The following is a 25,329-nucleotide window of genomic DNA, read 5'->3' on the forward strand; positions in this document are numbered from 1 at the left end:
CACAATGGAATGCGCTCTCCCTGTGGGAGCGAGCCTGCTCGCGAAGGCGTCAGATCGGCCAACACCGTCTCAGGTCAGAACGTCTGCCCCAGATTCAGATAAACCGCCTGCTCATCCGCATCATTCAACCCATACGTGAAGTTCAACGGCCCCAGCGGCGTGTCGAAGCCGATAAACACACTCGCGGCGTTGATGTAGCCGCTGTCGAACTCATTGTCATTGTTCCACGCCCGACCGCGCTCCAGCGAGGCGCCGGCGTACAGCGGGAAGTCCAGCGGCAGGTACGAGCGCGGCGTCAGGCGGCGGTAGTACACGGCGCGCATCAGGCTGACATTCTGCCCGGACAGCGCATCCTCACGGAATCCTGACAACTGCCGCGCGCCGCCGAGCAGGAAGCTTGAGGTCACCACATTGGCATCGTCCAGCGTCCGGCCGTAGCGCCCGCCGAGTATCAGCGTATCCGGCCCGTGGCTCATGGCCTTGTCGAAATTCAATTCCCACTGGCGATAGCGATTGTCTGAACCCAGGCCCGGTTCGAACTGGGCAAACGTCAGGCTGACGTCCTTGCCCTCGTGCGGAAAGTAGACGTTGTCCAGCGAGTCGTAGGAATACTTCACGGTATAGAAGCCTTCGTTGAAGCTTTCACTCGGCAGATCCTGATCGCCGATGCGTACGTCAGCCTTGCCCCAGGCCTGGCCGACGCCGAGTCGCACTTCACCGTTGTTGCCGATCTGCCGGCCGAGGTTGAGGCCGAAGCCGTAACGCTCGACCCGATACTGCGCGATCGGATCGTTATCCAGCACCGAGTCAACGTTCTGCGCCTCGAACGACCCGTAGGGCGCGACGAAGTAACGCGAGCCGACGTCCAGCGGCTGATAGAACTCGCTGTACAGCTCCTGCTTGTCGCCGATCTGCGCCCGGGTCAGCCATTCCGCACCGAGGCGGTTGATGCCGTTGACGCGATAACTGGCACCAAGGTTGAAAGCACTGTCGCCGCGCATGTCGTCCGACAGATTCAGGCCGACCCGCAAGTAATCGGTGCCGCTGCGCTTGCCGCTGGCACTGATGACCAAGGTGTGATCCTGGCCTTTGTGCACCACGCGGTAACGCACTTGATCGAAGTAATCGAGGCCGTACAGCGTGCCCATGTCCGAATGCAGGCGGCCCAGGTCCAGCGGCGCGCCGATCGGTTGGCGGATGTAATAGCGAATCACGTCATCGTCGACCTTCGAGTCATTTTCGACGCGGATCGCGGTGATGATCGGCGTGCGCTGGCCCGGCTGACGGGCGGCGTTCAATTCCGCGTCCTGGGTTTCAGTCGGCTTCAGCTGCGCCAGCCGCGCATCGAGGATCCGCGTGGCGCGGTAACCAGCATCGATCATCTCCTGAGCCTTGCCGAAATCGGTCACGCCGAATGCGGCCAGCGCAGGCTGGATCAACACGTCATTGGCATGCAGAGTCGCCAGTTGTTCTTCGGAGTTGCGCCGGGTCATCAAGGTGATCGACTGATTGAGCACATCGACCACCGTGGTCAGTTGCTTGCGATTGCGCAGCGGCGTGCCGATGTCGACGACGATGGCGATGTCGACGCCCATTTCCCGCGCGACATCCAGCGGGATGTTGTCGGTCATGCCACCGTCCACCAGCAGGCGCCCATCGAGCTCAACCGGGGCGAACACCGCCGGGATCGACATGCTCGCGCGGATCACTTGCGGCAGGTGGCCTTTGCGAAACACCACTTTTTCGCCATTGGCGATGTCGGTGGTCACGGCGCGAAACGGGATCGGCAGTTTGTCGAAGTCGCGGGTGTCGCTGGTGTGCGCCAACAGGCTTTCCAGCAGCAGCGCGAGGTTCTGGCCCTGAATCACCCCCAATGGCAGGCCGAGACTGCCGTCGTCGCGGAAGCTGAGTTTCTGCTTCACCAGAAAATCGCGGTCGTCCTGCTTGCGTCGAAATGGCACGTCCTCACGCGGCGGCGCGTCGGACAGCGCCGCTTGCCAGTCGATGCTCAGGGCGAGTTTTTCCAGCTCGTCGATCTTATAGCCCGAGGCGTACAGGCCGCCGACTACCGCGCCCATGCTGGTGCCAGCAATCGCGTCGATCCTGATGCCTTGTTCTTCCAGCGCCTTGAGCACGCCGATGTGCGCCAGCCCGCGCGCAGCGCCGCCGGACAGCACCAGGCCGACTTTCGGTCGTGGCGCTTCACTGGCGTGAACCAGCAGGGGAAGGAAACCAAGCAGCAGGCAAAACAGCAAACGGCGCATTGTGAGTCTCGGGGCAAGCGGTAAAGCCGGCTATTATAGCGGCGCCCTCTGTCTCAGGAGTTTCAGCGATCATGACCGTCGCCAAAGCCGAAGTTGTCATCACTTATTGCACTCAATGCCAGTGGCTGCTGCGCGCGGCGTGGCTGGCTCAGGAACTGCTCAGCACCTTCGCTGACGACTTGGGCAAAGTGTCGTTGGTGCCGGGCACCGGTGGGGTGTTTCATATCACTTGTGCGGGTGTGCAGATCTGGGAGCGCAAGACCGACGGTGGTTTCCCTGAGGCCAAGGTATTGAAGCAGCGAGTGCGCGATCAGATCGATCCTGACCGCGACCTCGGCCACAACGACCGCACTCAGTGAGAGGCGGCCTCGGCGGCGACGGTTGTCTTGTCGCTGCCGCCTGACATCCGCGCCGACACCACAATCGCGACGATGATCAACGCGCCACCGATGAGCATCCGCAGGGTCGGGGTTTCACTGAACAGCAGCCAGGCGAGGGTGATGCCGTAGACCGGCTCCATGGCGAACACCACTGCCGCCGTGCGTGCCTTGATCACCGCCAGACTGGCGACGAACAGGCTGTGCGCCACGCCCGTGCAGAACACTCCGAGCAGCGCGATCCACAACCAGTCCAGCGCTCGGACCTGACTCAACTGCGGCGCCGCGACCGGCAACAGACACAACGCCACGACGACGTTCTGGCACAACGCTGCCTGCACCGCCGGGATGCGCCCGGAACTGGCGCGGTTGGTCAGCGACAGCAGGGAAAACAGCAGGCCGGACAACACTGCCCAAAGCAAGCCGACGGTGGCGCCGCTGCCCAGATCAAATGCGGGCGTCACCAGCACCAGACCGATGCTGACCAATACCACCAGGACGATTTCATTGGCACGGATGCGTTCGCGGAAGATCAGTCCTTCGAGAATCACCGTGAACGCCGGGAAACTGGCAAAGCCCAACGTGGCGATGGCCACCCCGGCGATCTTCACCGATACGAAAAAACTCACCCAGTGCCCGGCCAGCAACACGCCGCTGAGGGCGAGGCGCCGCCAGTCCACGGCCTGAAGTTTCTGCCAACCATGCTGGCTGGCGAAACGGGCAAAAAATGCCAGGGCGAGCACGGCGAAAGCTGCACGTCCAAATACGATCACAGCAGGGGATGCGGCAGCGAGTTTGCCGAACACACCGGTCAGGCCAAACATCAAAGCGCCGATATGCAGAGCGCCGAGGGCGGTACGCGGAGTCATTGCATTCCTTTTTTCAGGTTCAACTTCATGGGGCCATTGAACCGCGTCTCGGCCTGCAAGTCTGTCGGCAGGCTATCGTCTTTTGTCGTAGGAATCGCGCCGGAGATGTCCGGGCGACGAGCCGAACTCACGTAGGACTGCGGCCGAGAACGCACTTTGCGAGCTGTAACCGACGCGACTGGCTACTTCACCAATCGGCAATGCAGTGTCGCGCAGCAGTTGCACCGCGAGATGCAGGCGTCGACTGCGGATGTAATCCATCGGCGTCTGTCCGCATTCGGCCATGAACCGAGCGTGCAGGCGCGCGCTGGACAACCCGGCCACGCGCGCCAGGTCGGCCACTTGCAGCGGATAGGCGGCGTATTGCTCGATGTGCGCATCCAGCGCGGCGTAGGGCAAGCGACGCGCGCGGAGTTCGGCAGGTTGCGCGTGATTGAGACTGGCCAACAGCAACACCGCGCCTTGCTGCGCGATCAACGGATCGCTGACCGGACTGTTCGCCAGCCAGCTGACCAATTGGCTCTGCCCCGAGTCCAGCGACAGCCGCCCCGGATGATCGAGCAAGCGGCGACTGGCCTCGGCATGCGCGCCCAGCGAATCCTGCACCCATTGCCCTTCAGGGATGTCGAGCACCAGGCAGCTGCTGCCTTGGGGACTGTCGCAGGCATGATGAGCGCCGGACGGAACCACCACGACACTCTGCTGACGCACTTGGCTGCCACAGCCCTCGACCTCGAAATCCAGCGCACCGGACAGCCCGAACACCAACTGCGGGTGCTCGTGGCTGTGCACAATCAAGTCGTGGGTGTACTGACGCAAGGTGAGGATCGGTCGCATGGCAGGTTGTCTCCGAAGTGGCCCTCAGTCTACACCGCCGTACGCCGGATGCGTTGTCACACGACTGACTCACGCTTGTCACGGTCGATTAACCCGGCGCGCGCAAGCTGGCGAAAACATCGCAGAGGGTTGCCCATGACCAGCGCCGAGCTCGCCCGACCCAGTCGCAAACAACGGGTGCGAACCCTGTGGATCTCCGATGTGCACCTGGGCACCCGGGATTGCCAGGCCGAGCACTTGTCGCAATTTCTCAAGGGCTACCACGCCGACAAGGTCTATCTGGTCGGTGACATCATCGACGGCTGGAAACTGCGCAGCGGCATGTACTGGCCGCAAGCCCACACCAACGTCATCCGCCGCCTGCTGACCATGAGCAAGCGCGGCACCGAGGTGATCTATGTCACCGGCAACCATGACGAATTCCTGCGGCGCTATTCGAAACTGATTCTGGGCAATATCCAGTTGGTCGACGAAGTGGTGCATGTCACCGCCGATGGCCGGCATTTGCTGGTGATTCACGGCGATCAGTTCGACGTGATCACCCGCTATCACCGCTGGCTGGCGTTTCTCGGCGACTCCGCCTACGAATTCACCCTGACCCTCAACCGCTGGCTCAATCACTGGCGCGCCCGCTATGGCTACGGTTACTGGTCGCTGTCGGCGTACCTGAAACACAAGGTCAAGACCGCCGTCAGTTTCATCAGCGACTTTGAAGAAGCCATCGCCCACGAGTGCGTGAAGCGCGAACTGCATGGCGTGGTTTGCGGGCATATACACCATGCCGAGATTCGTAAGGTCGGCGGGGTGGACTATCTCAACTGCGGCGATTGGGTCGAGTCGTGCACGGCGCTGATCGAGCATTGGGACGGCACGATCGAGTTGTATCGGCTGGCGGATGCCCAGGCGCGGGAGGCGCAATTGAAAGCTGCCAAAGTTGCCGAGCTCGCCTGAGCGAAAGATCACCCTGTGGGAGCGAGCCTGCTCGCGAAGGCGTAGTGTCAGACAAAGCTTATGTGCCTGATACAGCGCTTTCGCGAGCAGGCTCGCTCCCACATGTGTTCTCAGGCCGGGCTGTGTTCTTGCATCGCAGCCTGGTAGATCGAGTTCTTCGGCTGCGCAAACAGCCTTTCCATCATCGGCTCGAAGAAACTCAGCGGCAGCGTGTCATACGCCGGGTCAAAAGCCGCGGCGTCGTATTTGGCGCAGAATTCGGCCGTGGCCTGGAACTGCGGATGGTCCTTGAACTGCTCGCGCAAGTGCCGATCCATGCCCAGGTGATGAAAGAAGTAATAGCCCTGAAAAATGCCGTGCTTTTCCACCATCCACAGGTTTTCCGCATTCACGAACGGCTTGAGAATCGCTGCGGCGATGTCCGGATGGTTGTACGAACCGAGGGTGTCGCCGATGTCGTGCAACAGCGCGCAGACCACGTATTCCTCGTCACGCCCGTCGCGAAAGGCGCGGGTCGCAGTTTGCAACGAGTGGGTCAGGCGATCCACCGGGAAACCGCCGAAGTCGCCCTCAAGCAGCTTCAGATGCGCGAGGATCCGCGACGGCAGTTGTCTGGCATAGGCACTGAAGTCGGCGGCGATGATCGCCCAGTCTTCCTCGGTGCCATCCTTCATATGGGTGAAGCGAGCATGGGCATTCATGGGTGGACCCTCATTCAGAACGCCACGCGACCGAGAATCATGTCGCGGTACATGACGAAATCGCCGAGCAGGCTGTACAACGGATGCTGAAACGTCGCCGGGCGGTTTTTTTCAAAAAAGAAGTGGCCGATCCAAGCAAAGCTGTAACCGGCCAGAGGTAGCGCGAGCAACAGCAGCCAGGCGCCTTTGGCGATGCTCAGGGCGAGAATGAAGATGACCAGAGAGGTGCCGATGAAATGCAGACGACGGCAGGTGCTGTTGCTGTGCTCGGCGAGGTAATAGGGGTAGAACTCGGCGAAGCTGTTGAACCGCTTGATGTTTTCCACGACCGCGCTCTCTGTGGTGATTGTTCTGGCGACAAGTTGTTCGGCGGGGAGCTTATTTGAGTCTAGAGTGATCATTGGCGTGGGCCAGTGACAATCGGCGCCACTTTAGTATCCTTCGCAAATAGGGCGGTTATCTGCAGCCCGTCATGTAAAAGAATAACAACCATGAGCGAACGAACGACTTCTGCAAGCTGGGCGATGGGGATTGTCAAAGCACTGGAGATGGACGGCCTGGATTGCCGGGTTCTGTTCAGGCAACTGGGGCTGGATTTCAGCGCCCTTGAAGATCCGGATGCACGCTTCCCGCAAGACTCCATGACCCGGCTCTGGCAGCGCGCGGTCGAGGTGTCCGGCAACCCGGCGATCGGCCTGAACATGGGCAAAGTGGTGCGCCCGGCCTCGTTTCATGTCGCCGGCTACGCGCTGATGTCGAGCAATACCCTGGCTGAAGGCTTCCAGCGTCTGGTGCGCTATCAACGCATCATTGCCGAAAGCGCTGACCTGAGTTTTCGCCTGCTCGACGAAGGTTACGCGCTTATTCTCACCGTGCACGGCGATCATTTGCCGCCGACCCGGCAGAGTGCCGAAGCGTCACTGGCCTGCGCGTTGGCGCTGTGCGGCTGGCTGACCGGGCGCCCGCTGCACCCGGTCAAAGTGTTGGTTCAGGGCGATCAGCCGACAAACCTGCAACCTTATAAAGAAGCCTTTCACGCACCGCTGGTGTTCAACGCGCCATACGACGCGTTGATCTTCGAACGGGCCGATATGGAGGCGCCGCTGCCGACCGCCAACGAAGCCATGGCGCTGTTGCATGATCGCTTTGCCGGGGAATATCTGGCGCGGTTTTCCGAAAGTCGCGTGACACACCGGGCACGCCAGGTGCTGTGTCGTTTGTTGCCGCAGGGCGAGCCCAAGCGTGACACCGTGGCGCAGACGCTGCACCTGTCGCAGCGCACTTTGCAGCGGCGCTTGCAGGAGGAGGGCACCAGTTTCCAGCAATTGCTCGACGACACCCGGCGTGAATTGGCCGAACAATATCTGGCGCAACCGAGCATGACCTTGCTGGAAATCGCCTACCTGTTGGGCTTTGCCGACCCGAGCAACTTCTTCCGCGCGTTCCGCCGCTGGTTCGACACCACGCCCGGCGAGTACCGCTTGCGCCTGACGCAGGTGCCGGACGCGGTCAATGACGCCAGAACGCCGGAATACACAGCACAAACACCGTAATGATCTCCAGTCGGCCGAGCAGCATGCCGAACGACAGAATCCACTTCGCCGCATCCGGCAGGGTCGCGAAGTTGCCGGCCGGGCCGATGGTTTCGCCCAGACCCGGGCCGACGCCGGACACGGTGCTGGCGGCGCCGGTCAGCGCGGTCATCCAGTCGACTCCGAGCAGCGACAGCAGCAGCGCGATCACGCAGATGGTGATGGCGAAGAAGAACGAGAAAGTCAGGATCGAACGGACGATCTCTTCGTCGAGGCGGTGACCGTTGTACTTCTGTTTGATCACCGCGCGCGGGTGGATCAGCTGATTAAGGTTGGCCTTGAGCAGGATGTAGGCGACCTGAAAACGGAAAATCTTGATCCCGCCCGCCGTCGAACCTGAGCAGCCGCCGACAAAGCCAAGATAGAAAAACAGCATCAGCGAGAAGTTGCCCCACAGGCTGTAATCACCGAGGGCAAAACCTGTGGTGGTGACCACCGAGGTCACGTTCAGCGCCACATGCCGCAGCGCTTCCAGCCAATGCAGCTTGGTGGTCCACCAATACCAGGTGCCGAGCACCAGCCAGGTCACCAGCAACATCGCCAGCAAACCCTGCACCTGTTGATCCCTGATCAACGCACGGCGGTTGCCGCGCAGCGTCGCCACGTACAGGGTGAACGGCAGGCTGCCGAGGATCATGATGACGATCGCCACCCAGTGCACTGCCGGTTGTGTCCACTTCGCCAGCGACTGGTCAGAGGTCGAGAAACCACCGGTGGAAATCGCCGACATCGCGTGGTTGATCGCATCGAACGGGCTCATTCCGGCCCACCAGAACGCCAGACTGCCGAGAATGGTGATACCGACGTAGGCCGCCACAATCAACCGCGCCACCATGTGCGAACGCGGCATGACCTTCTCCGAGCGGTCGGAGGATTCGGTCTGGAACAGGCGCATGCCACCGATGCGCAGCAGCGGCAGAATCGCCACCGCCATGCCTATAAAGCCGATGCCGCCGATCCAGTGCAGCAGCGACCGCCACATCAGAATCCCCGGCGACATGTTGTCCAGGCCGTTGAGCACCGTGGAACCGGTGGCGGTGATGCCGGACATGCTTTCGAAGAACGAGTCGGTGTAGCTGATGTGCTGGGTCAGCAGAAACGGCAGCGCGGCGAAAATGCACACTACCAGCCAGCTGCTGACCGTCAGCAGGTACATGTCGCGCGGGCGCAGGTGAATGTGTTCCGGTCTGCCGGGTATCACCAGAGCGAGGCCGGCGACAAAGGTGATCATGCTCGCCCAGAGGAACGACGGCAGATCGCTGGTGCGCTCGAAAATCACCAGCGTGGCCATCGGCACGACCATGGCCACAGCCAGGGTTATCAGGAAGATGCCGATGATAAAACCAATGATCCGTAAGGTCGGCAACGCCATGAAATCCGCTCGGGCTGATTGAACAAGGGCGCCATTCTACCTGCGGGGCAAGGCATGTAAACCGGCAGGCGCTGCGCAGTTGCAGCTAGAATAGCTGCACATTTTTCAAAGGAGGTGGCCGATGCAGGCTCTCGACGCGTTGCTCAACCGTGTTTCCGTTCCCCGCCTGGTCGAACCGGCCCCTACTGCCGAGCAGCGCGAAGCCCTGTTCGGCGCGGCCTTGCGTGCCCCGGATCACGGGCATTTGCAGCCTTACCGCTTTTTGACCGTCGAAGGCGCGGCGCGTGAGCAAATGGGCGAGTTGCTGGCCGAGGCGGCCCGACAGCAGGGCGGTGAAGTCACCGACGCGATGATCGACAAGGCGCGCAACGGCCCGTTGCGGGCACCGCTGGTGGTCGTGGTGATCGCGAAATTGCAGGAACACGTGAAATACCCGAAGGCCGAGCAACTGCTCACGGCCGGCTGTGCGGCCCACGGGATTTTGCTCGCGGCGTATGCGCAGGGGATTGGCGCGGTGTGGCGCACCGGGGATCTGGCGTACTCCAAGCATGTGGCCGAAGGTTTGGGGCTGGTGGAAGGCGAGGAGGTGATCGCGTTCCTCTATCTCGGCACGCCGCAGAAAGAGCCGCGCGTGGCGGAGAAGGTTGATCTGGCTGAGTTCGTCAGCGCCTGGCCAGGTAAGGTCTGAAGATCAAAAGCCCCTCACCCTAACCCTCTCCCAGAGGAAGAGGGGACTGATTGGGGGATGCTTTGGAATTACACCGACCTGAGCGTCCTTCGCTGAATCCAGCGTCGGGATACCGGACGTCTGGTTTCTGCGAATCCATAAGGTCGATGCACAACGGCAGACAACTCGCTCGGCCCCCTCTCCCTCCGGGAGAGGGTTGGGGTGAGGGGCTTTTTCAGGGCTGGACCACGACTCCCGGTATCTGCGGCAATTCCAGACTCGCCACAAAGCCGCCCTGCGGATGATTGGCCAGCGTCAGCGTGCCGCCATGCCGTTCTGCCGCGCGTTTGGCGATCGCCAGCCCCAGGCCATGCCCGGCAGCGGTCTGCCCCGGCGCGCGATAAAACGGTTCAGCCAACTGGCTCAGATGTTCCGCCTGTACCCCCGGCCCATGGTCGCGCACGCTGATGACAATCCGCTCACCCTGCCGCGCTGCCTGCAAGTCGATCGGCTGATCGCTCGGGTTGAAGCGCTGGGCGTTGCGCAGCAGATTATCCACGGCGCGCTCGATCATCGTCGGCCAGCCTTTGAGATTCAGTTGTGACTCAGCTTGCAGGCGTACGGTCTGCTCGGGGGAGCCGAGCTGCGCATCCTTTTGCAGCGTGGCGAGCAACGCATTCAGGTCCACTTCTTCAGCGCTGGCGTTGTCGGCATCGACTCGCGCCAGCACCAGAATTTCACTGATCAACGCCTCCAGCCGATCGCATTCGCGGGTCAGGCGTGGCCACAGTTTCTCGCGCTCTTCAGGGTTGGCACGCTCGGCCAAAGCCAACGCGATGCGCAGGCGCGCCAGTGGTGAGCGCAGTTCGTGGGAGACATCGCGCAGCAACTGGCGCTGACTGCCGATGAGGCTTTGCAGGCGCGCGCCCATGCGGTTGAAATCGGTGGCCAGCACGCCGAATTCGTCGCGGCGGTTGGCGAGTTTCGCCAGACTGTTCTGCTGATAAGTCGTCTGCCCCAGATCATGCACCGCGCCGCGCAAGCGACTGAGCGGGCGGGTGATGGAGAAAGTCACGAGCAAACTGAACAGGGTCAGCACCACCAGCGCAATACCCAGCGCACTCAGTGGCCAGAGCAGACTTTCGCGGTGCCAGGCGTCGAGTTCCGGGTGCGGGATGCGGTAGATGAACAGGTAGGTGTCACCGGTTTTTTCGCTGGTGATTTCGTCGGTCAGGCGCCGCCACGGCAGACGGCGATCGTCGTTGTTCTGCCGCGCCTCGAATGCTGCGGCGCGGCGCGGAAAGGTGCCACGCACCACCGGATCGCCGGTTTCGTTGAGCACCTGAACGTCGATGTGATACTGGCGTTTACGTTGTTCGAGGATATCCTGCGCGGCTTCTTCGCCCTGGGCTTCGTAGGTCTGCGTCCATTCTGCGGCCAGCGTGTTGAGGCCGGGATGGCGGCTGAGAATCCACGCGTCCTGATTGAGCATGTGCCCGAGCAGAATCGACAGCCCGGCTACCAGAGCGATGGCCAGCCAGAAGCTCGCAAGAATCCGCCAGAACAGTGAACGCACAGAAACTCCTCGAAAATCACACCGTTCAAATGTGGGAGCGAGCCTGCTCGCGAAGGCGTAGTGTCAGTCAATCCATCGCTGGCTGATACACCGCCTTCGCGAGCAGGCTCGCTCCCACATTCGATTTGAATGGAACAGGCCCGACGAGGTGAGTCGTCGGGCCCAGGGTCAAGCCATTATTGCGCCTTTTGTGCCTGCTGCGCTTTCCAGGCCTTGAACTCGGCCCACTCGGCGCGGCGTTCGGCGCGTTTCTTCTGGATTTCGTCGAACTGCTTCTGTTGCTCGGGCTTAAGCAGTGCGCGGACATCGGACTCGGCTTTCTTGTGGTTGGCCGCGATCTCGTCCTTCATGGCTTTCTGGTCGGCCGGCGAGAGTTTTTCCAGGTACTTGTCGACCACCTGCTTACGCTCATGCATCTGCTCGCCCATGATCTTGCGAATCTGCTCGCGCTGTTCGCGGGTCAGGTCGAGCTGGCTATACGGGCCTTTGCCGTGCATGCCACCGTGCATCTGACCGCCGTGGCGCGGGCCATCCAGCGGACCACCCAGCGGACCGCCATCCTGCGGCATGGCCATGGCCACGGTTGGCAGAGCGGCAGCGAACATCAGAGCGATAAGAGTCTTGCGCATGGTGTATCTCCTTGTCTCGTTCCCGGTACGTTCCGGATGAGTGCAGATTACGCAGATCAAGGTCAGCGGCGGTCAGCGCAGCGTAAAGCTTCGGTAAAGACGTTTCGTGCCCGGCCTTACACATATCCAGTGCAGGAGGTGCTGAAGGCTGCGATCTGATCGTTCCCACGCTCTGCGTAGGAATGCAGCCGAGGACGCTCTGCGTCCTGCAGCCTGAAGATCGCCGCCTTGGGCAGCTCGTACACGGAACAAGATGGTTTTACAGGCTGTAGTAGTAACCACGGCTACGCAGCGCGACGATGCGCGGGCGGCCGTCGGGGTGGGGGCCGATTTTTTTGCGCAGGTTGCTGACGTGCATGTCGAGGCTGCGGTCGTACAGGGTCAGCTTGCGGCCGAGGGCCAGTTGCGCCAGTTCCTGTTTGTCCAGCGGCTCGCCCGGCTGTTTGAGCAGGGCTTCGAGCAGGCGGCTTTCGGAGACGGTCAGGGTCAGTTCTTTTTCGTCGATGCTGACCACGCCGCGCACCGGGCTGAAACTCAGGTCGCCCAGCTCGAGCTGCGTCGAAACGGCTGCCGGGTGGCTGCGGCGCAACACGGCACGCAGGCGCGCGGTCAGTTCGCGGGGGTCGCAGGGTTTGGCCAGATAATCGTCGGCACCCAGTTCGAGGCCGAGGATGCGGTCCAGCGGTTCGCCACGCGCTGACAGCATCAGCACCGGCAGGTCGGCGTGGTCGTTGCGCAATTGCTTGAGCAGTTCCAGACCGCTGCCGTCGGGCAGCATCACGTCCAGCACCACCGCCGCCGGGGCGGTTTCGGCCAACGCCTTGCGGGCGCTCTGGCCGTCGTGGCAGGCGCGCACCTGGAAGCCTTCCTGGCTCAACCAGCTACTCAGGAGTTCGCACAACTCCTGGTCATCATCAATCAATAACAGCTCGCTCATGACTCACTCAATTTAGCCATTGCCGACGTTTTCGGCTTGCACCGCTGGCAAAGATACCGCAGAGCAGCGCCAATAGCGCTACTCCGGCGCCAGTGACGAACCACTGCTGTTGATCGGTCAGCAAACGCGGCAGCGGGCTGGCCTGGGCTTCCTTGAGTTGCAGCTTCAGACGCTGGTTCTCCTGGCGCAGCCGGGCGAGCTGGGCGCTTTCGCGAGTGTTGTCGGCATTTTGCAGTTGTTTGTTCAGTTCTTCGCGCTGCTGTTCACTGGCCTTGAGCCGCTGTTGCAGCTCGGTGATCTGGCTGCCGGCGCTCAATGACAATGGCGTTGAGCTGCCGCTTTCGGTGGTTTCCTCACCATGGGCGGGGGCCATGATCGACAACGTGAGCAACATCAGACACAACGGACCCTTGCGCATCGCGACACCTGTTTCCAAATGGATATTGGGCAGGTTGTCGGCAGGCAAACGAGAATAATGAGCGATTGAGAGCGCGATGAACCGAGAAGGTTCATCGCGTGGAAGGACTTAAGGCAGGACTTGCTTGAACGGCTTGACGATCACATTGGCGTAAACGCCAGCGGCGATGTACGGATCGGCATCGGCCCAGGCCTGTGCGGCGCTGAGGGAGTCGAACTCGGCGACGATCAGGCTGCCGGTGAACCCCGCTGCGCCCGGATCATTGCTGTCGACCGCCGGGTGCGGGCCGGCCAGCACGATGCGGCCTTCGCCCTTGAGCGCTTGCAGGCGTTCCAGATGCGCCGGGCGCGCGGACAGGCGAGCTTCGAGCGAGTTGGCAACGTCGGTGGCAATGATGGCGTAGAGCATGTCAGTCCTCGGTTTTTGGCGTTGTGGTATCGGTGTCATGCAGATGGCGCGACAGGTAAACGCCCTGTGCGACCAGGAACAGCACGGTCATGCCCAGGCTGCCGAACACCTTGAAGTCGACCCAGATGCTCTGAAAGGTGAAAGCGACGAACAGGTTGGCGGCGCCGCAGAACAGGAAGAACGCGATCCAGGCGATGTTCAGGCGGGTCCAGACCGGGTCGGGCAGGGTCAGCGCGTGACCCATGATGCGTTTGATCAGCAAGCGATCGCCGATGAAGTGACTACCGATGAACGCCGCAGCGAACAGCCAGTTGACCACCGGCGCTTTCCATTTCAGGAAGGTTTCGCTGTGGAAGGCCAGCGTCAGGCTGCCGAATACCAGACAGGCGATCAGCGTCAGCCACTGGCTCTTTTCCAGCTTGCGCTGCTTGATGAACAGCGCGCCGTACACCACCAGGGAACTGATGATCAGCATCGCCGTGGCGCTGTAGATACCGCCTACGGTCACTTGCTGGCCGGCAATGTCGACGACCCGTGGATCAAGTTTGTAAACGATGAAGAACAGCAGAAGCGGGATGAAATCGATGAATTGTTTCACAGTGAGAGCCAGAAGCTGGATGTGGCGGCATAATAACAAACATATGGGCGCGCGATAGCGCCAGCTGATTTGAGGTTACAACTCCCCGTGAATGTTGATTTGCACTGCCACAGCACGGCCTCCGATGGCGCCCTGGCGCCTGCGGTTCTGGTTGCGCGTGCGTTCGAAAACGGCGTGCGAGTCCTGGCGTTGACCGACCACGACACTCTTGAGGGGCTCGCCGAGGCGCGTACGGCGGCCACCGAGTTGGGCATGCAACTGGTCAACGGCGTCGAATTGTCCTGCACTTGGGGCGGGGCGACTATTCACGTGCTGGGTTACGGCTTCGACGTCAACGCTGCGCCGTTAGTGGAAGCGATCGCCAAATTGCACGATGGCCGCTGGCTGCGGTCGGAAGAAATAAGCCGCAAGCTCGCACTCAAGGGGATGCCCGGTGCCCTCGACGGCGCCCGGCAGATCCAGCAGGAACTGGGCGACAGCGGCAACGCGCCGGCCCGGCCGCATTTCGCTGACTGGATGGTGCGTGAAGGTTATGTAAAGGATCGCGCCGAGGCGTTCCGCAAATGGCTCGGCGCCGGCAAACTCGGCGACGTCAAACTGCACTGGCCGACGCTGGAAGACACTGTCGGCACCCTGCGCGCCGCCGGTGCCTGGGTCAGCCTGGCGCATCCATGGCACTACGATTTCACCCGTAGCAAGCGCCGAAAGCTGATTGCCGACTATATTCAAGCAGGCGGGCATGCTATCGAGGTGGTCAATGGCCATCAGCCCGCAGAACAGGTGGGCAGCCTGGCGATCCTTGCCCGTGAGTTCGGTCTGCTGGTCAGCGCCGGCAGTGACTTCCATGGCCCTGGCGGCTGGTCCGAAATCGGCCAGTACCGGCCGGTTCCCGAGGACCTTCCACCCCTGTGGTGTCGGTTCAAACATGACACAGATATTGCCGCCGTCTGAACAGGTAGAGAATGTGAGTCAATTTTTCCAGATACATCCGGAAAACCCGCAAGCGCGCCTGATCAAACAGGCGGTCGAGATCATCCGCAAAGGCGGGGTGGTGATTTATCCCACGGACTCGTCCTACGCCATTGGTTGCCAGATCGGCGACAAGACCGCCATCGAGCGTGTGCGACGTCTGCGTCAGCTCGATGAAAAGCACAACTTCGCGCTGATCTGCAGCGACCTGTCGCAACTGGGCAATTACGCCAAGATCGACACCGGCACCTTCCGCATTCTCAAGGCGCATCTACCCGGCCCTTACACTTTCATTCTCAACGCCACCCGCGAAGTGCCGCGCCTGTTGCTGCATCCGAAGAAACGCACGATCGGCCTGCGCGTGCCGAGCCATCCGATTGCGCTGGCGCTGCTGGCCGAACTCGGCGAGCCGCTGATGAGCGTGACGCTGATCATGCCCGGCGATGAAGACCCACTTACCGATCCCTACGAAATGCGCCAGTTGCTCGAGCACCAGGTCGATCTGATCATCGACGGCGGCTTCGGCGGCATCAAAGCCTCGACGGTGATTGACCTGACTGGCGACGACCCGGAAGTGGTCCGCGTCGGTTGCGGCGATCCGACGCCGTTCATGGTCGAGGCCTGAATGTCCGCAGTGGAAACCGTGGTCGACCCCCAGGCCGGCGCCCAGCAGGAACTGCCGTTCGCGATGGTCTATGGTCAGGCGGTCATGGAAATGCCGCTGGACCTGTACATCCCGCCGGATGCGCTGGAAGTTTTTCTTGAAGCCTTCGAAGGCCCGCTCGACCTGCTGCTGTACCTGATCCGCAAACAGAACATCAACATCCTCGACATTCCGGTGGCGGAAATCACCCGCCAGTACATGGGCTACGTCGAGTTGATGCAATCGGTGCGTCTGGAGCTGGCCGCCGAATACCTGGTGATGGCGGCGATGCTCGCCGAGATCAAATCGCGCATGCTTCTGCCGCGCGCCGAAACCGTCGAAGATGAAGAAGACGATCCACGCGCCGAACTGATCCGCCGCTTGCAGGAATACGAGCGCTTCAAGGCCGCTGCCGAAGGTATTGATGGTCTGAGCCGGGTCGGTCGCGATGTGATCGTGCCCAAGCTCGACGCCCCGGAAGCGCGGGCGCGCAAGCTGTTGCCCGACGTCGCGCTGGAAGAGATTCTGATGTGCATGGCCGAGGTGCTGCGCCGTGGCGACATGTTCGAAAGCCACCAGGTCAGTCGCGAAGCGCTGTCCACCCGCGAACGCATGAGCGATGTGCTGGAACGGCTCAAGGGCGGCGGCTTCGTGCCGTTTGTCGAGCTGTTCACCGCTGAAGAAGGCCGCCTGGGTGTGGTGGTGACCTTCATGGCGATCCTTGAACTGGTCAAGGAATCCTTGGTCGAGCTGGTGCAGAATGAGCCGTTCGCCGCGATCCACGTGCGAGCCCGAGCCGAATAACGAGTCCCTGTATGAACCTGACTGAACCCCGCGAGCTGGCGTCCCTGCTTGAAGCCTTTCTGTTGGCCTCGGGAAAGCCGCAGTCCCTTGAGCGCCTGTATGAACTGTTCGAAGAAGGCGAGCGGCCGGAGCCGGCGGTCTTCAAGAAAGCCCTGACCCTGCTCGGCAAGTCCTGCGAGGGCCGCGCCTTTGAACTCAAGGAAGTCTCGTCGGGCTATCGCTTGCAGATCCGCGAGAAGTTTTCACCGTGGGTCGGCCGTCTCTGGGAAGAGCGCCCGCAGCGCTATTCCCGTGCGTTGCTGGAGACCATCGCGCTGATCGCCTATCGCCAGCCGATCACCCGTGGCGAGATCGAAGACGTGCGTGGCGTGGCGGTCAACAGCAACATCGTCAAGACCTTGCTCGAGCGTGAGTGGATCCGCGTCGTCGGCTATCGGGACGTGCCGGGCAAACCGGCGATGTTCGCCACGACCAAGGCGTTTCTCGATCACTTCAACCTGAAAAACCTTGAAGATCTGCCGCCGCTGGCCGAGCTGCGCGAGATGGAAGCCGAGCCGGTGCTCGATTTCGACGACGCGCCGGTGCCGCAGAGCCTGCAGGAACTGGCCGACGCCAGCGCCGAACCGGAGGAGGAGAAGGAAGAAACCAGTTTCCATTCCCTGCTGCTGGAGCTGGACAGCATGGAAGAGGGCATCAAAACCGATTTCGACGATTTGCTGCGCGATGCGGTGGATGGCGAAGCGCCGGTGGCTGAGCCTGAGATCATCGAGCCGGTTGTTGAAGCTGAAGTTGAACTTGAAGCGGCGCCTGACGCCGAACCGGAAGAAGACATTCTCGGTGTCGCCGAGGCCCGCGAGAAGCTCCTGGCCGCCGTTGCCGCCCTCGAACAGCCTGAACCGGAACTCAGCGAAGAGGAAGCCGAAGCCCGCGCACTGGCCGAGGCGATCGAAGCCGAACGGCGCGAGTTCGACGATTGATCCGGATCCTTGTGGGAGCGGGCTTGCCCGCGATTGCCGTGGGTCAGATCCAATGATGTTGACTGACACTCCGCTATCGCGGGCAAGCCCGCTCCCACAGGGTTTGATGTGTTTCTGGAGAGGATGATGAGCTCAACCAAAGACCCCTGCATCAGCCTCTGCAAATTCTCCGACGACATCTGCCTGGGTTGCGGTCGCAGCAAGCGCGAGATCAAGGCCTGGAAGAAGCTCGACAAGGACGACAAACGCACGGTGCTGGCCGAAGCCGCGCTGCGCCTGATCAAACTCGGCGGTGCCGGTCGGCGGAAAAAGAAATAACCGGCAATCGATCAGCTAGTCTCTGATGCGCGATGGCGCACATCCGCGTATGATTCGCGACCCTTCGCCGATCCCTTCGGCCTGGACCCAGTTTTCAATACTTCAGGCGCCGCCTGAACAGACCACACCGGGAGGTGCCCAGATGAGTGACATCAGTCAGAAAGACGACCAGGAAATCGGCCCAGCAGGCGAAAAGCTGCAGAAGGTCCTCGCCCGTATCGGCGTCGGCTCGCGCCGTGACGTGGAATCCTGGATCAGCCAGGGCCGGATCAAGGTCAATGGCAAAGACGCCACCCTCGGCCTGCGCGTCGACATGCACGACGCCATCACCATCGATGGCAAAGTGATCAAACGCGAAGAGGCCGCCGAATCGGTGCGCCGCGTGATCATGTACAACAAGCCCGACGGCGAAATCTGCACCCGTGATGACCCGGAAGGCCGTCCGACCGTGTTCGACAAGCTGCCGCGCCCCAAAGAAGGCCGCTGGATCAACATCGGCCGTCTCGACATCAACACCACCGGTCTGCTGATGTTCACCACTGACGGTGAGCTGGCCAACCGTCTGATGCACCCGTCCTACGAGATGGACCGCGAGTACGCCGTGCGTGTACGCGGTGAAGTCGACGACGAGATGATCGAACGCCTGAAGGCCGGCGTGGTGCTGGAAGACGGCCCGGCGCGTTTCACCGACATTCAACAGGCGCCGGGCGGTGAAGGCTTCAACCATTGGTACCACTGCGTGGTCATGGAAGGGCGCAACCGTGAAGTGCGTCGTCTGTGGGAATCGCAGGGTCTGGTGGTCAGCCGTCTGAAGCGCGTGCGTTTCGGTCCGGTGTTCCTCAACTCCGACCTGCCGATGGGCCGCTGGCGCGAAATGAGCCAGTACGAAGTCGACGTCCTCAGCGCCGAAGTCGGCCTGACGCCGGTGGCAATGCCGCAGCTGAACGCCAAGAGCAAGGACAAGCTCGAACGCATGCAGCGCAAATCGTCGCGGCCGATGGCCAAGACCGAGCGCGTACGCACCCTGCGTCCAGCCGCCGGCGCACCGACCGCGCCGCGCCCGAGCCGTGAGCCGCAGATCGAAGGCGAGCGTCCAGGTCGCAAGCCAGTCGCCCGTGACGGCGAGCGCGCACCGCGTCCGGCCAGCGGTCGCACTGAGCGTGGCGAAGGTCGTGCACCGGCCGGTCGCGGTACGCCAGTGGCGGATCGTCCAGCCGACACCACCAACAAGCGCCCGGCCAAACCGGCGCCGAAGCGTCCGGGGATCAAACTGGTCGACGGCGACAAGCCCTCGGGCAAGCGTCGCGGCGCACCGGCTGGTTCCGGTCAGCGCCCGGGTTTCGGTCGCAAAAAGCCGGAATAAGGCAGCTGTGAGTTACTAGCTGCAAGCTGCAAGTTGAAGCAAAAACGCCAACCTTAGGGTTGGCGTTTTTTTTCGTCTGGCGAAACTCATGTAGCGTCTGATTGGGCCTCTTCGCGAGCAGGCTCGCTCCCACATTGGAGTTGCGTCGAACATAAATCCCTGTGGGAGCGAGCCTGCTCGCGAAGGCGTCAGTCGCCTAAAACACAAATCGGCCATCGAAAACCGGCTTGTCATCCAGCGCCAACACCCCGCCAGAAAAGATCAGGTCCAGGTGATGACTGCCCTTGGCGCCACCGCCTAATCCAAGATGCAACCCACAATGCCGCTCCTCAAACCCGGCATTGCGCGCATACAGATCCTTCACGCCTTCGTTGGTGCCAATCCCCAACTCCTCAATCCGCCGGTTCGACGGGTTGGCATCCAGGTACTTGTTGAAATCCTGCTCCAGCCCCGGCACGTCGGTGGCGATGCGGCTGATGGTCGAGTTCTCGATCCACAGCTCCAGCGGCGATTCCAGCACGCCGTACTTGCGCGCGAAGGGGATGGTGCTGAGGAAGGTGCCCTTGAACTTCACGTGGCCATTGATGGCTTCGCTATGGGTGGCGATTTCGCCGGGGGCGAGGTCAAAGTTGCCGACGCCGTTGATGTCGGTCCACTTCTTGATGCTGCTCATCGGCGTTTCGAACCATGAGCCGTGGTCATCCTTGAAACTCAGCGTGGTCGCCTGGGACATGCGCTGGATCAAGTGACTGTTGAGTCCGGCGATGCGTTGCGGGGTGATGCTGAAGGTGTCGTAGAAATAGTCGCCGTAATCCTTGAACAGCAGCGACTTCTTCCAGTTTTCCGCCATCACCGCTTGCAGTGCGCGGACGAACTCCGGGCCGTCGGGGCGCGGGTTGGGCAGGGTGGAAGAGTCGTAGAAGAAAATGTACAGATCGCTGTCGGCAATTGCCTCGGACAGCGCTGCGGTGCTTTCCAGGTCCAGGCGCCGGGCGCTGAACTCAAAGCGCGGATGCTCGCCGGCCTGTTCGGCAATGGCGCCGGTCAGGGCTTCGTAATCGGCGGTGTGGCCCAGCATGACCTTCGCCGAGTCGAGGCCGGCGAGGGCAGGGTGATGTTCGAGGTAGTAAAGGAAATGCGAGATGGCGCGGGGCTTGTCCATGAATCCTCCCTGACTGACCGGGGAATGAAGCGGCAGGCACGACCGGCCGGACCGTGCCTGCCCGGGATGTCTTACAGAGGCCACATCGCCGTGCCGAACGGAACCACCGCGTCGGCTTGCATCATTTCCACAGCGGCCTCATGGGTTGGCGCTTCAAACCATTCGTCCAGTTGCAGTTCGGTATCCAAGTCTTTTTCCAGTGCTTGCATGGTCGATCTCCTAGAGAATTTCACGGTTTATGACTGACCGGTCGAGGTGGCCGGTGAGACGTGAAAAACCTAGTTGAGGCTTTTTGCGAATGCAAAATTTTATCCATTTAATTTTTAAATAGACTTTTTGTTCTGTTTTTCAGGATCGATTTTCTTTTTTGAAAACAAAAAACTAGGCAGGCGAAATTGATAGCAAGCTAGCTACCGTCAATATGCAGACATCCTTCGGAAATTTCTGATTCGGAAAATATTCGTTACGCGTTGTAAACAAAACGTGACGAATAGACCCCGCCGGAGCGGTGATTTCCCGCCTCCGCATCGGTTGTAAGGAAAAGCTTCCGTAAGCCGGGAGAACAGCTGCCGCGCAGGGCTCTGGCGCGCTTGTTTCCAGCCTTCAGGCAGGGTGTGATGCGCCCCATGCCTGTCGTGCAGGCGAATAACAAGAAGGAGGCGCAATGAACGCCGCGACTGATTTCCACTTCTCCCCGTGGGACGGTTTTTTCCTCGTCCCCGTCGATGGCCTGCATAGGCCTGACTCATATTTTGCAGCCGCTCGGCACTGTCGAGGCGGACACGCGCAATCCCGGCAACCGACACGCTGATCAGGCGGGTCTGGCAGCAGGGGGTTAGCGGTGTACAATGCGCCGCGTTTTAACTGTGACCCTCTGCGTAATCGCAAAAATCTCGAGGCTATCCGCCTTGTTCACTCCGCCGCGCCACAAGCGTGCCGGGTTCGATTTCGTCACAGATAAAAACAAACAGGTGACGCATGACCGTTGTAAATGAGCTGAACTCCTGGTGCCTGCGCTGGGGTTTGATCGGGGCTGCCTGAAATCGCAACCTTGCAGCAACGTCTACTGAACATCATCAAACCTTGCGTGAGACCTTTTCATGAGTGGACAACCCTCGCAATCAGGCGAGCTTAAGCGCGGCCTGAAAAATCGCCATATTCAACTGATCGCCCTCGGTGGCGCGATCGGTACCGGATTGTTCCTCGGTTCTGCCGGGGTACTGAAATCCGCCGGCCCGTCGATGATCCTCGGCTACGCCATTTGCGGCTTCATCGCCTTCATGATCATGCGCCAGCTCGGCGAAATGATCGTCGAAGAGCCGGTGGCCGGCTCCTTCAGCCATTTCGCGCACAAATACTGGGGCGGTTTCGCCGGTTTCCTCTCGGGCTGGAACTGCTGGATTCTGTACATTCTGGTGGGCATGTCCGAGCTGACGGCGGTAGGCAAGTACATCCATTACTGGGCGCCGGACATCCCGACCTGGGTCTCCGCTGCCGCATTCTTTGTGCTGATCAACGCGATCAACCTGGCCAACGTCAAAGTCTTCGGTGAAGCCGAATTCTGGTTTGCGATCATCAAGGTTGTGGCGATTGTCGGCATGATCGCGCTGGGCAGCTACCTGCTGGTCAGCGGCCATGGCGGCCCGCAAGCCTCGGTCTCCAACCTGTGGTCCCACGGCGGTTTCTTCCCCAATGGGGTAAGCGGTCTGGTGATGGCCATGGCGATCATCATGTTCTCTTTCGGCGGTCTGGAAATGCTCGGTTTCACCGCCGCTGAAGCCGACAAGCCGAAAACCGTGATCCCGAAAGCGATCAACCAGGTGATCTACCGCATCCTGATTTTCTACATTGGCGCACTGGTGATCCTGCTGTCGCTGACCCCGTGGGACAGCCTGCTGGAAACTCTCAATGCGTCGGGCGATTCGTACAGCGGCAGCCCGTTCGTGCAAGTGTTCTCGATGCTCGGCAGCAACACCGCCGCGCACATCCTCAATTTCGTCGTGCTGACCGCCGCGCTGTCGGTGTACAACAGCGGCACCTACTGCAACAGCCGTATGCTGCTGGGCATGGCCGAGCAGGGTGACGCGCCGAAAGCTCTGGCGAAGATCGACAAGCGCGGCGTGCCGGTGCGTTCGATTCTGGCGTCGGCAGCAGTGACGCTGGTTGCCGTGCTGCTCAACTACCTGATCCCGCAGCACGCGCTGGAACTGCTGATGTCGCTGGTGGTTGCGACGCTGGTGATCAACTGGGCGATGATCAGCTACTCGCACTTCAAGTTCCGCCAGCACATGAACCAGACCAAACAGACGCCGCTGTTCAAGGCGCTGTGGTACCCGTACGGCAACTTCGTCTGCCTGGCATTCGTGGTGTTCATCCTCGGCGTGATGCTGCTGATCCCGGGGATTCAGATCTCGGTGTACGCGATTCCGGTGTGGGTGGTGTTCATGTGGGTCTGCTACCTGATCAAGAACAAGCGCAGTGCCCAGCAGGCGCTGCCAGTGATCGCCAAGTAACCGCTCAAGCAGAAACAGCAAACCCGGCCAAGTGCCGGGTTTGTTGTTTTGAAATGGAAAATCTGGCATCACACCGAACCCTGTGGGAGCGAGCCTGCTCGCGAAAGCGGTCCATCAGAAACATCTGCATCGACTGACACACCGCCTTCGCGAGCAGGCTCGCTCCCACAGAGGTTGAGTGAATCGGGTTATCCTGCACGCTCTGATTACGGACGCTTTTCCATGCTGGTGATTTCCAACAACGTGCATCTGCCGGATGCCGAGATCGAATTGACCGCCATCCGCGCGCAAGGCGCCGGTGGGCAGAATGTCAACAAGGTCTCCAGCGCCATGCACTTGCGCTTCGACATTCCCAACTCGTCGTTGCCGGAGTTCTACAAGGAACGCCTGCTGGCACTGCGTGACAGCCGTATCACCAGCGATGGCGTGCTGATCATCAAGGCGCAGCAATACCGAACCCAGGAAGCCAATCGAGCCGATGCGCTGGAGCGGCTGGTCGAGCTGATTCTCAGCGCCACCAAAGTGGAAAAGAAACGCCGCCCGACCAAGCCGACCCTCGGCTCGAAGAAGCGTCGGCTGGAGTCGAAAACCAAGCGCGGCAGTATCAAGGCCGGGCGCGGCAAAGTGGATTTTTAAGCCTCGCGGTATTTTGCCGTGTGCCTATACAGATAGACACTCAAGCCAAGTCCGCTCAACGCAGCGAAGGCTGCGAACAGGAAGATCGAAGCAAAACCGAATCCTGCTGCGATCGCCCCGGCCAGCGGCCCGGTGATCCCCAGCGACAAATCAATGAACAGTGAATAGGCACCGACCGCCGCGCCACGGCTCGAGGCCGGCACCAGATTCACCGCCTCCACGCCCAGCGCCGGGAATACCAGCGAGAAGCCGAAACCGCTCAGCGCCGCACCGGCCAATGCCCAATGCGCATCCGGCGCAATCCACAGCAACAACAAGCCCAACGTTTCCACCGACAGGCAGGCAATCGCCACGCGAAATCCGCCGAGGCGGTTGATCAGGTTGCCGAACAGCAGCCGCGCGCCGATGAAGCTGGCGCCGAACAGGCTCAGGCACAGCACCGCGTTGTCCCAGTGCTGGGTCGCGTAGTACAGGGTGATGAAAGTGGCGATGGTGCCAAAACCGATCGAGCCCAGCGCCAGTCCGCAGCCGTGAGGGAAGACTTTGCCCAGCACATGCATGAACGGCAAGCGCTCACCGGCGACGATCGGCGCGGCGGTCTTCGGCCATGCCAGCGCCAGGCCGAGCAGGGCGAGGAGGATGATGCTCACGCCCATGCTCCACAGCCCCAAACTGCTTACCAGCCATACACCGAACGGCGCGCCGATCGCCAGGGCGCCGTAACTGGCGATGCCGTTCCAGGAAATCACTTTCGCCGTATTCGCCGCGCCGACCCGGCCGATGCCCCAGCCAATCGAGCCCGAGCCGACCAGGCTTTCCGCACTGCCCAGCACCAGACGGCCGATCAACAGGCTGATCAGGCTCAGCAGTGGCAGGTTCGGTGTCCACGCGGAAATCAGCATGAACACACCGCTCAAGCCACAGCCAGCGAGGCCAATCATCACTGCGCGTTTGCTGCCCTGGTTGTCGATGATCTTGCCAGCGTACGGGCGGCTGAGCAGGGTGGCGAGGTATTGCACGCTGATCACCAGCCCGGCGATCACGGCGCCGAAACCAAGGTCACTGTGGACGTAGCCCGGCAACACGGCGAGCGGGATGCCGATGTTCAGGTAACCGATGAAGGTGAAAAGGACGATGGAGACTACTTGCAGCGTAACCGTCAGCGGACGCTGGGGCTCGGGTATAGACGACATGGGTAACGATCCACGGGAGCAGCAGATTAGATAGGCTGCTCATGATACCGGCGTGAACCGCTCAAGGGCGGGGAAAAGTAAAACTATTTGCCGGGTGGCGCTTTCAGGATTTCGCCGGGGCGACCAGTTGCGTGGTGACGAGGGCGGCGAGGGCGTTTTCTTCGCTGCCGAAACGTTCGAGCAGGGCAGCTTGCTTCTCGGGCGAGAGGCGATTCCAGATCTCGATCATCTTCTCGGTGGCGCCGATCAGCACGGCAGCTTGGCTTTCGGAGAATTCGTCGGTCATGGCGGGCTCGGGTTTCAGGCAGTGTGGAAAGCGCATGTTAGCGCTTTCCACACGGTCTGTACGGCGGGTCTTACTCTTCGCTGTCGGCTTTGCGGCTGTCAGCGGCTTCTTGCGGCTCGGGCTTTTCAGCACCGGCGTGTTGCGGGGTCGTCTGCTCAGGTACGTGCAGGCTTGGGAAGGGGAGATTGGGAATCTCGTGCATGGGTGCGCTCCTCGCTAAGTCTGTTGATAGATCAGGTGCTCCGCGCTTTACAAAGCCTGCGCAGGAT

30 protein-coding genes are annotated in these 25,329 nt (G+C 61.1%); 12 read left to right on the top strand and 18 right to left on the bottom strand.

Translation table 11 applies throughout. The features are described from left to right. Positions 1 to 74: 74 nt before the first annotated feature. Positions 75 to 2,264: a patatin-like phospholipase family protein gene (locus NF676_RS07720; protein WP_041478976.1), complete on the bottom strand. Its 2,190-nt coding sequence runs from the start codon at positions 2,262 to 2,264 to the stop codon at positions 75 to 77. A gap of 71 nt (positions 2,265 to 2,335) precedes the next feature. On the opposite strand from NF676_RS07720, the gene NF676_RS07725 reads away from it, so the two are divergent. Next, positions 2,336 to 2,623 (top strand): Rdx family protein, encoded by a 288-nt coding sequence (locus tag NF676_RS07725; protein WP_076566525.1) that lies wholly within the window; start codon positions 2,336 to 2,338, stop codon positions 2,621 to 2,623. On the opposite strand, the gene NF676_RS07730 is transcribed toward NF676_RS07725, so the two are convergent. Together NF676_RS07730 and NF676_RS07735 are read right to left on the bottom strand one after the other, a co-directional pair. Then, complete coding sequence (locus tag NF676_RS07730) at positions 2,617 to 3,510, bottom strand: DMT family transporter (RefSeq protein ID WP_252887485.1); 894 nt, start codon at positions 3,508 to 3,510, stop codon at positions 2,617 to 2,619. The genes NF676_RS07725 and NF676_RS07730 overlap by 7 nt on opposite strands. A gap of 72 nt (positions 3,511 to 3,582) precedes the next feature. Then, entirely contained in the window at positions 3,583 to 4,347 is a 765-nt protein-coding gene (locus tag NF676_RS07735) for an AraC family transcriptional regulator (RefSeq protein WP_095180690.1), read from the bottom strand. Positions 4,348 to 4,482: 135 nt separating this feature from the next. Here NF676_RS07735 and NF676_RS07740 point away from each other — a divergent pair, with 135 nt between their 5' ends. Beyond that, complete coding sequence (locus NF676_RS07740) at positions 4,483 to 5,298, top strand: UDP-2,3-diacylglucosamine diphosphatase (RefSeq protein ID WP_252887486.1); 816 nt, start codon at positions 4,483 to 4,485, stop codon at positions 5,296 to 5,298. A 110-nt stretch (positions 5,299 to 5,408) separates the two neighbouring features. Here NF676_RS07740 and NF676_RS07745 read toward each other — a convergent pair whose 3' ends face one another. Together NF676_RS07745 and NF676_RS07750 are read right to left on the bottom strand one after the other, a co-directional pair. Further along, entirely contained in the window at positions 5,409 to 5,999 is a 591-nt protein-coding gene (locus tag NF676_RS07745) for an HD domain-containing protein (RefSeq protein ID WP_252887487.1), read from the bottom strand. Positions 6,000 to 6,013: 14 nt separating this feature from the next. Further along, entirely contained in the window at positions 6,014 to 6,325 is a 312-nt protein-coding gene (locus NF676_RS07750) for an Mpo1-like protein (protein ID WP_042607489.1), read from the bottom strand. A gap of 165 nt (positions 6,326 to 6,490) precedes the next feature. Between NF676_RS07750 and NF676_RS07755 the strand changes: the two genes are divergently transcribed. Next, on the top strand, positions 6,491 to 7,552 hold the full coding sequence (locus NF676_RS07755; RefSeq protein ID WP_202947690.1) for an AraC family transcriptional regulator: 1,062 nt from the start codon (positions 6,491 to 6,493) through the stop codon (positions 7,550 to 7,552). Here the strand turns inward: NF676_RS07755 and NF676_RS07760 are convergent. Then, the gene (locus NF676_RS07760) at positions 7,509 to 8,963 is read right to left on the bottom strand and encodes a TrkH family potassium uptake protein (RefSeq protein ID WP_024012066.1); all 1,455 of its coding nucleotides are present in this window, start codon (positions 8,961 to 8,963) and stop codon (positions 7,509 to 7,511) included. The two genes, NF676_RS07755 and NF676_RS07760, sit on opposite strands and share 44 nt — an antisense overlap. A 121-nt stretch (positions 8,964 to 9,084) precedes the next feature. Here NF676_RS07760 and NF676_RS07765 point away from each other — a divergent pair, with 121 nt between their 5' ends. Then, positions 9,085 to 9,651: a nitroreductase family protein gene (locus NF676_RS07765; protein ID WP_056783730.1), complete on the top strand. Its 567-nt coding sequence runs from the start codon at positions 9,085 to 9,087 to the stop codon at positions 9,649 to 9,651. A 214-nt stretch (positions 9,652 to 9,865) separates the two neighbouring features. Here NF676_RS07765 and NF676_RS07770 read toward each other — a convergent pair whose 3' ends face one another. The 6 genes from NF676_RS07770 to NF676_RS07795 all read right to left on the bottom strand — a co-directional run bounded on the left by NF676_RS07770 (position 9,866) and on the right by NF676_RS07795 (position 14,196). Beyond that, positions 9,866 to 11,206: a sensor histidine kinase gene (locus NF676_RS07770; protein WP_252887488.1), complete on the bottom strand. Its 1,341-nt coding sequence runs from the start codon at positions 11,204 to 11,206 to the stop codon at positions 9,866 to 9,868. Between the two features lie 176 nt (positions 11,207 to 11,382). After that, positions 11,383 to 11,835 (bottom strand): Spy/CpxP family protein refolding chaperone, encoded by a 453-nt coding sequence (locus NF676_RS07775; protein WP_042607494.1) that lies wholly within the window; start codon positions 11,833 to 11,835, stop codon positions 11,383 to 11,385. Positions 11,836 to 12,094: 259 nt separating this feature from the next. Then, positions 12,095 to 12,772: a response regulator transcription factor gene (locus tag NF676_RS07780; RefSeq protein ID WP_016771129.1), complete on the bottom strand. Its 678-nt coding sequence runs from the start codon at positions 12,770 to 12,772 to the stop codon at positions 12,095 to 12,097. 7 nt (positions 12,773 to 12,779) lie between these two features. Further along, a complete protein-coding gene (locus NF676_RS07785) occupies positions 12,780 to 13,190 on the bottom strand; it encodes an SH3 domain-containing protein (RefSeq protein ID WP_016771128.1) in 411 nt (136 codons plus the stop codon). A 108-nt stretch (positions 13,191 to 13,298) separates the two neighbouring features. Then, a complete protein-coding gene (locus NF676_RS07790) occupies positions 13,299 to 13,598 on the bottom strand; it encodes a YciI family protein (protein WP_016771127.1) in 300 nt (99 codons plus the stop codon). A gap of 1 nt (position 13,599) precedes the next feature. Further along, positions 13,600 to 14,196: a septation protein A gene (locus tag NF676_RS07795; RefSeq protein WP_024012071.1), complete on the bottom strand. Its 597-nt coding sequence runs from the start codon at positions 14,194 to 14,196 to the stop codon at positions 13,600 to 13,602. 87 nt (positions 14,197 to 14,283) lie between these two features. On the opposite strand from NF676_RS07795, the gene NF676_RS07800 reads away from it, so the two are divergent. From NF676_RS07800 to rluB, 6 genes are all read left to right on the top strand, one after another. Next, positions 14,284 to 15,147, top strand: a complete 864-nt coding sequence (locus tag NF676_RS07800) for a PHP domain-containing protein (protein ID WP_039761090.1) — start codon at positions 14,284 to 14,286, stop codon at positions 15,145 to 15,147. Between the two features lie 13 nt (positions 15,148 to 15,160). Continuing rightward, positions 15,161 to 15,790, top strand: coding sequence for an L-threonylcarbamoyladenylate synthase (locus NF676_RS07805; protein ID WP_041478985.1), 630 nt, complete (start codon positions 15,161 to 15,163; stop codon positions 15,788 to 15,790). Next, on the top strand, positions 15,791 to 16,612 hold the full coding sequence (locus tag NF676_RS07810; RefSeq protein ID WP_024012074.1) for a segregation and condensation protein A: 822 nt from the start codon (positions 15,791 to 15,793) through the stop codon (positions 16,610 to 16,612). It begins immediately after the preceding gene. An 11-nt stretch (positions 16,613 to 16,623) separates the two neighbouring features. Then, positions 16,624 to 17,589, top strand: a complete 966-nt coding sequence (scpB, locus tag NF676_RS07815) for an SMC-Scp complex subunit ScpB (protein WP_252887489.1) — start codon at positions 16,624 to 16,626, stop codon at positions 17,587 to 17,589. A gap of 126 nt (positions 17,590 to 17,715) precedes the next feature. After that, positions 17,716 to 17,907: a DUF1289 domain-containing protein gene (locus NF676_RS07820; protein ID WP_016771121.1), complete on the top strand. Its 192-nt coding sequence runs from the start codon at positions 17,716 to 17,718 to the stop codon at positions 17,905 to 17,907. A gap of 142 nt (positions 17,908 to 18,049) precedes the next feature. Beyond that, positions 18,050 to 19,270, top strand: a complete 1,221-nt coding sequence (gene rluB, locus NF676_RS07825; RefSeq protein ID WP_252887490.1) for a 23S rRNA pseudouridine(2605) synthase RluB — start codon at positions 18,050 to 18,052, stop codon at positions 19,268 to 19,270. Positions 19,271 to 19,466: 196 nt separating this feature from the next. Here the strand turns inward: rluB and NF676_RS07830 are convergent, their stop codons facing one another. The 3 genes from NF676_RS07830 to NF676_RS07840 all read right to left on the bottom strand — a co-directional run bounded on the left by NF676_RS07830 (position 19,467) and on the right by NF676_RS07840 (position 21,168). Next, positions 19,467 to 20,432 (bottom strand): M29 family metallopeptidase, encoded by a 966-nt coding sequence (locus NF676_RS07830; RefSeq protein ID WP_252868991.1) that lies wholly within the window; start codon positions 20,430 to 20,432, stop codon positions 19,467 to 19,469. A gap of 71 nt (positions 20,433 to 20,503) precedes the next feature. After that, on the bottom strand, positions 20,504 to 20,641 hold the full coding sequence (locus NF676_RS07835) for a hypothetical protein (protein WP_003222780.1): 138 nt from the start codon (positions 20,639 to 20,641) through the stop codon (positions 20,504 to 20,506). 254 nt (positions 20,642 to 20,895) lie between these two features. Beyond that, complete coding sequence (locus NF676_RS07840; protein ID WP_252887491.1) at positions 20,896 to 21,168, bottom strand: hypothetical protein; 273 nt, start codon at positions 21,166 to 21,168, stop codon at positions 20,896 to 20,898. 364 nt (positions 21,169 to 21,532) lie between these two features. On the opposite strand from NF676_RS07840, the gene NF676_RS07845 reads away from it, so the two are divergent. Continuing rightward, entirely contained in the window at positions 21,533 to 22,945 is a 1,413-nt protein-coding gene (locus tag NF676_RS07845) for an amino acid permease (RefSeq protein WP_122505909.1), read from the top strand. Between the two features lie 222 nt (positions 22,946 to 23,167). Beyond that, complete coding sequence (gene arfB / locus NF676_RS07850; protein WP_016771119.1) at positions 23,168 to 23,581, top strand: alternative ribosome rescue aminoacyl-tRNA hydrolase ArfB; 414 nt, start codon at positions 23,168 to 23,170, stop codon at positions 23,579 to 23,581. On the opposite strand, the gene NF676_RS07855 is transcribed toward arfB, so the two are convergent. The 3 genes from NF676_RS07855 to NF676_RS27575 form a co-directional block, all read right to left on the bottom strand. After that, a complete protein-coding gene (locus NF676_RS07855; RefSeq protein ID WP_252887951.1) occupies positions 23,578 to 24,765 on the bottom strand; it encodes an MFS transporter in 1,188 nt (395 codons plus the stop codon). The genes arfB and NF676_RS07855 overlap by 4 nt on opposite strands. A gap of 112 nt (positions 24,766 to 24,877) precedes the next feature. Next, on the bottom strand, positions 24,878 to 25,060 hold the full coding sequence (locus NF676_RS07860; RefSeq protein WP_039761215.1) for a hypothetical protein: 183 nt from the start codon (positions 25,058 to 25,060) through the stop codon (positions 24,878 to 24,880). Between the two features lie 70 nt (positions 25,061 to 25,130). Continuing rightward, complete coding sequence (locus NF676_RS27575; RefSeq protein WP_016771117.1) at positions 25,131 to 25,262, bottom strand: hypothetical protein; 132 nt, start codon at positions 25,260 to 25,262, stop codon at positions 25,131 to 25,133. Positions 25,263 to 25,329: the final 67 nt, after the last annotated feature.

The sequence above is a fragment of the Pseudomonas siliginis genome, assembly GCF_024072275.1.
GTDB lineage: Bacteria > Pseudomonadota > Gammaproteobacteria > Pseudomonadales > Pseudomonadaceae > Aquipseudomonas > Aquipseudomonas siliginis.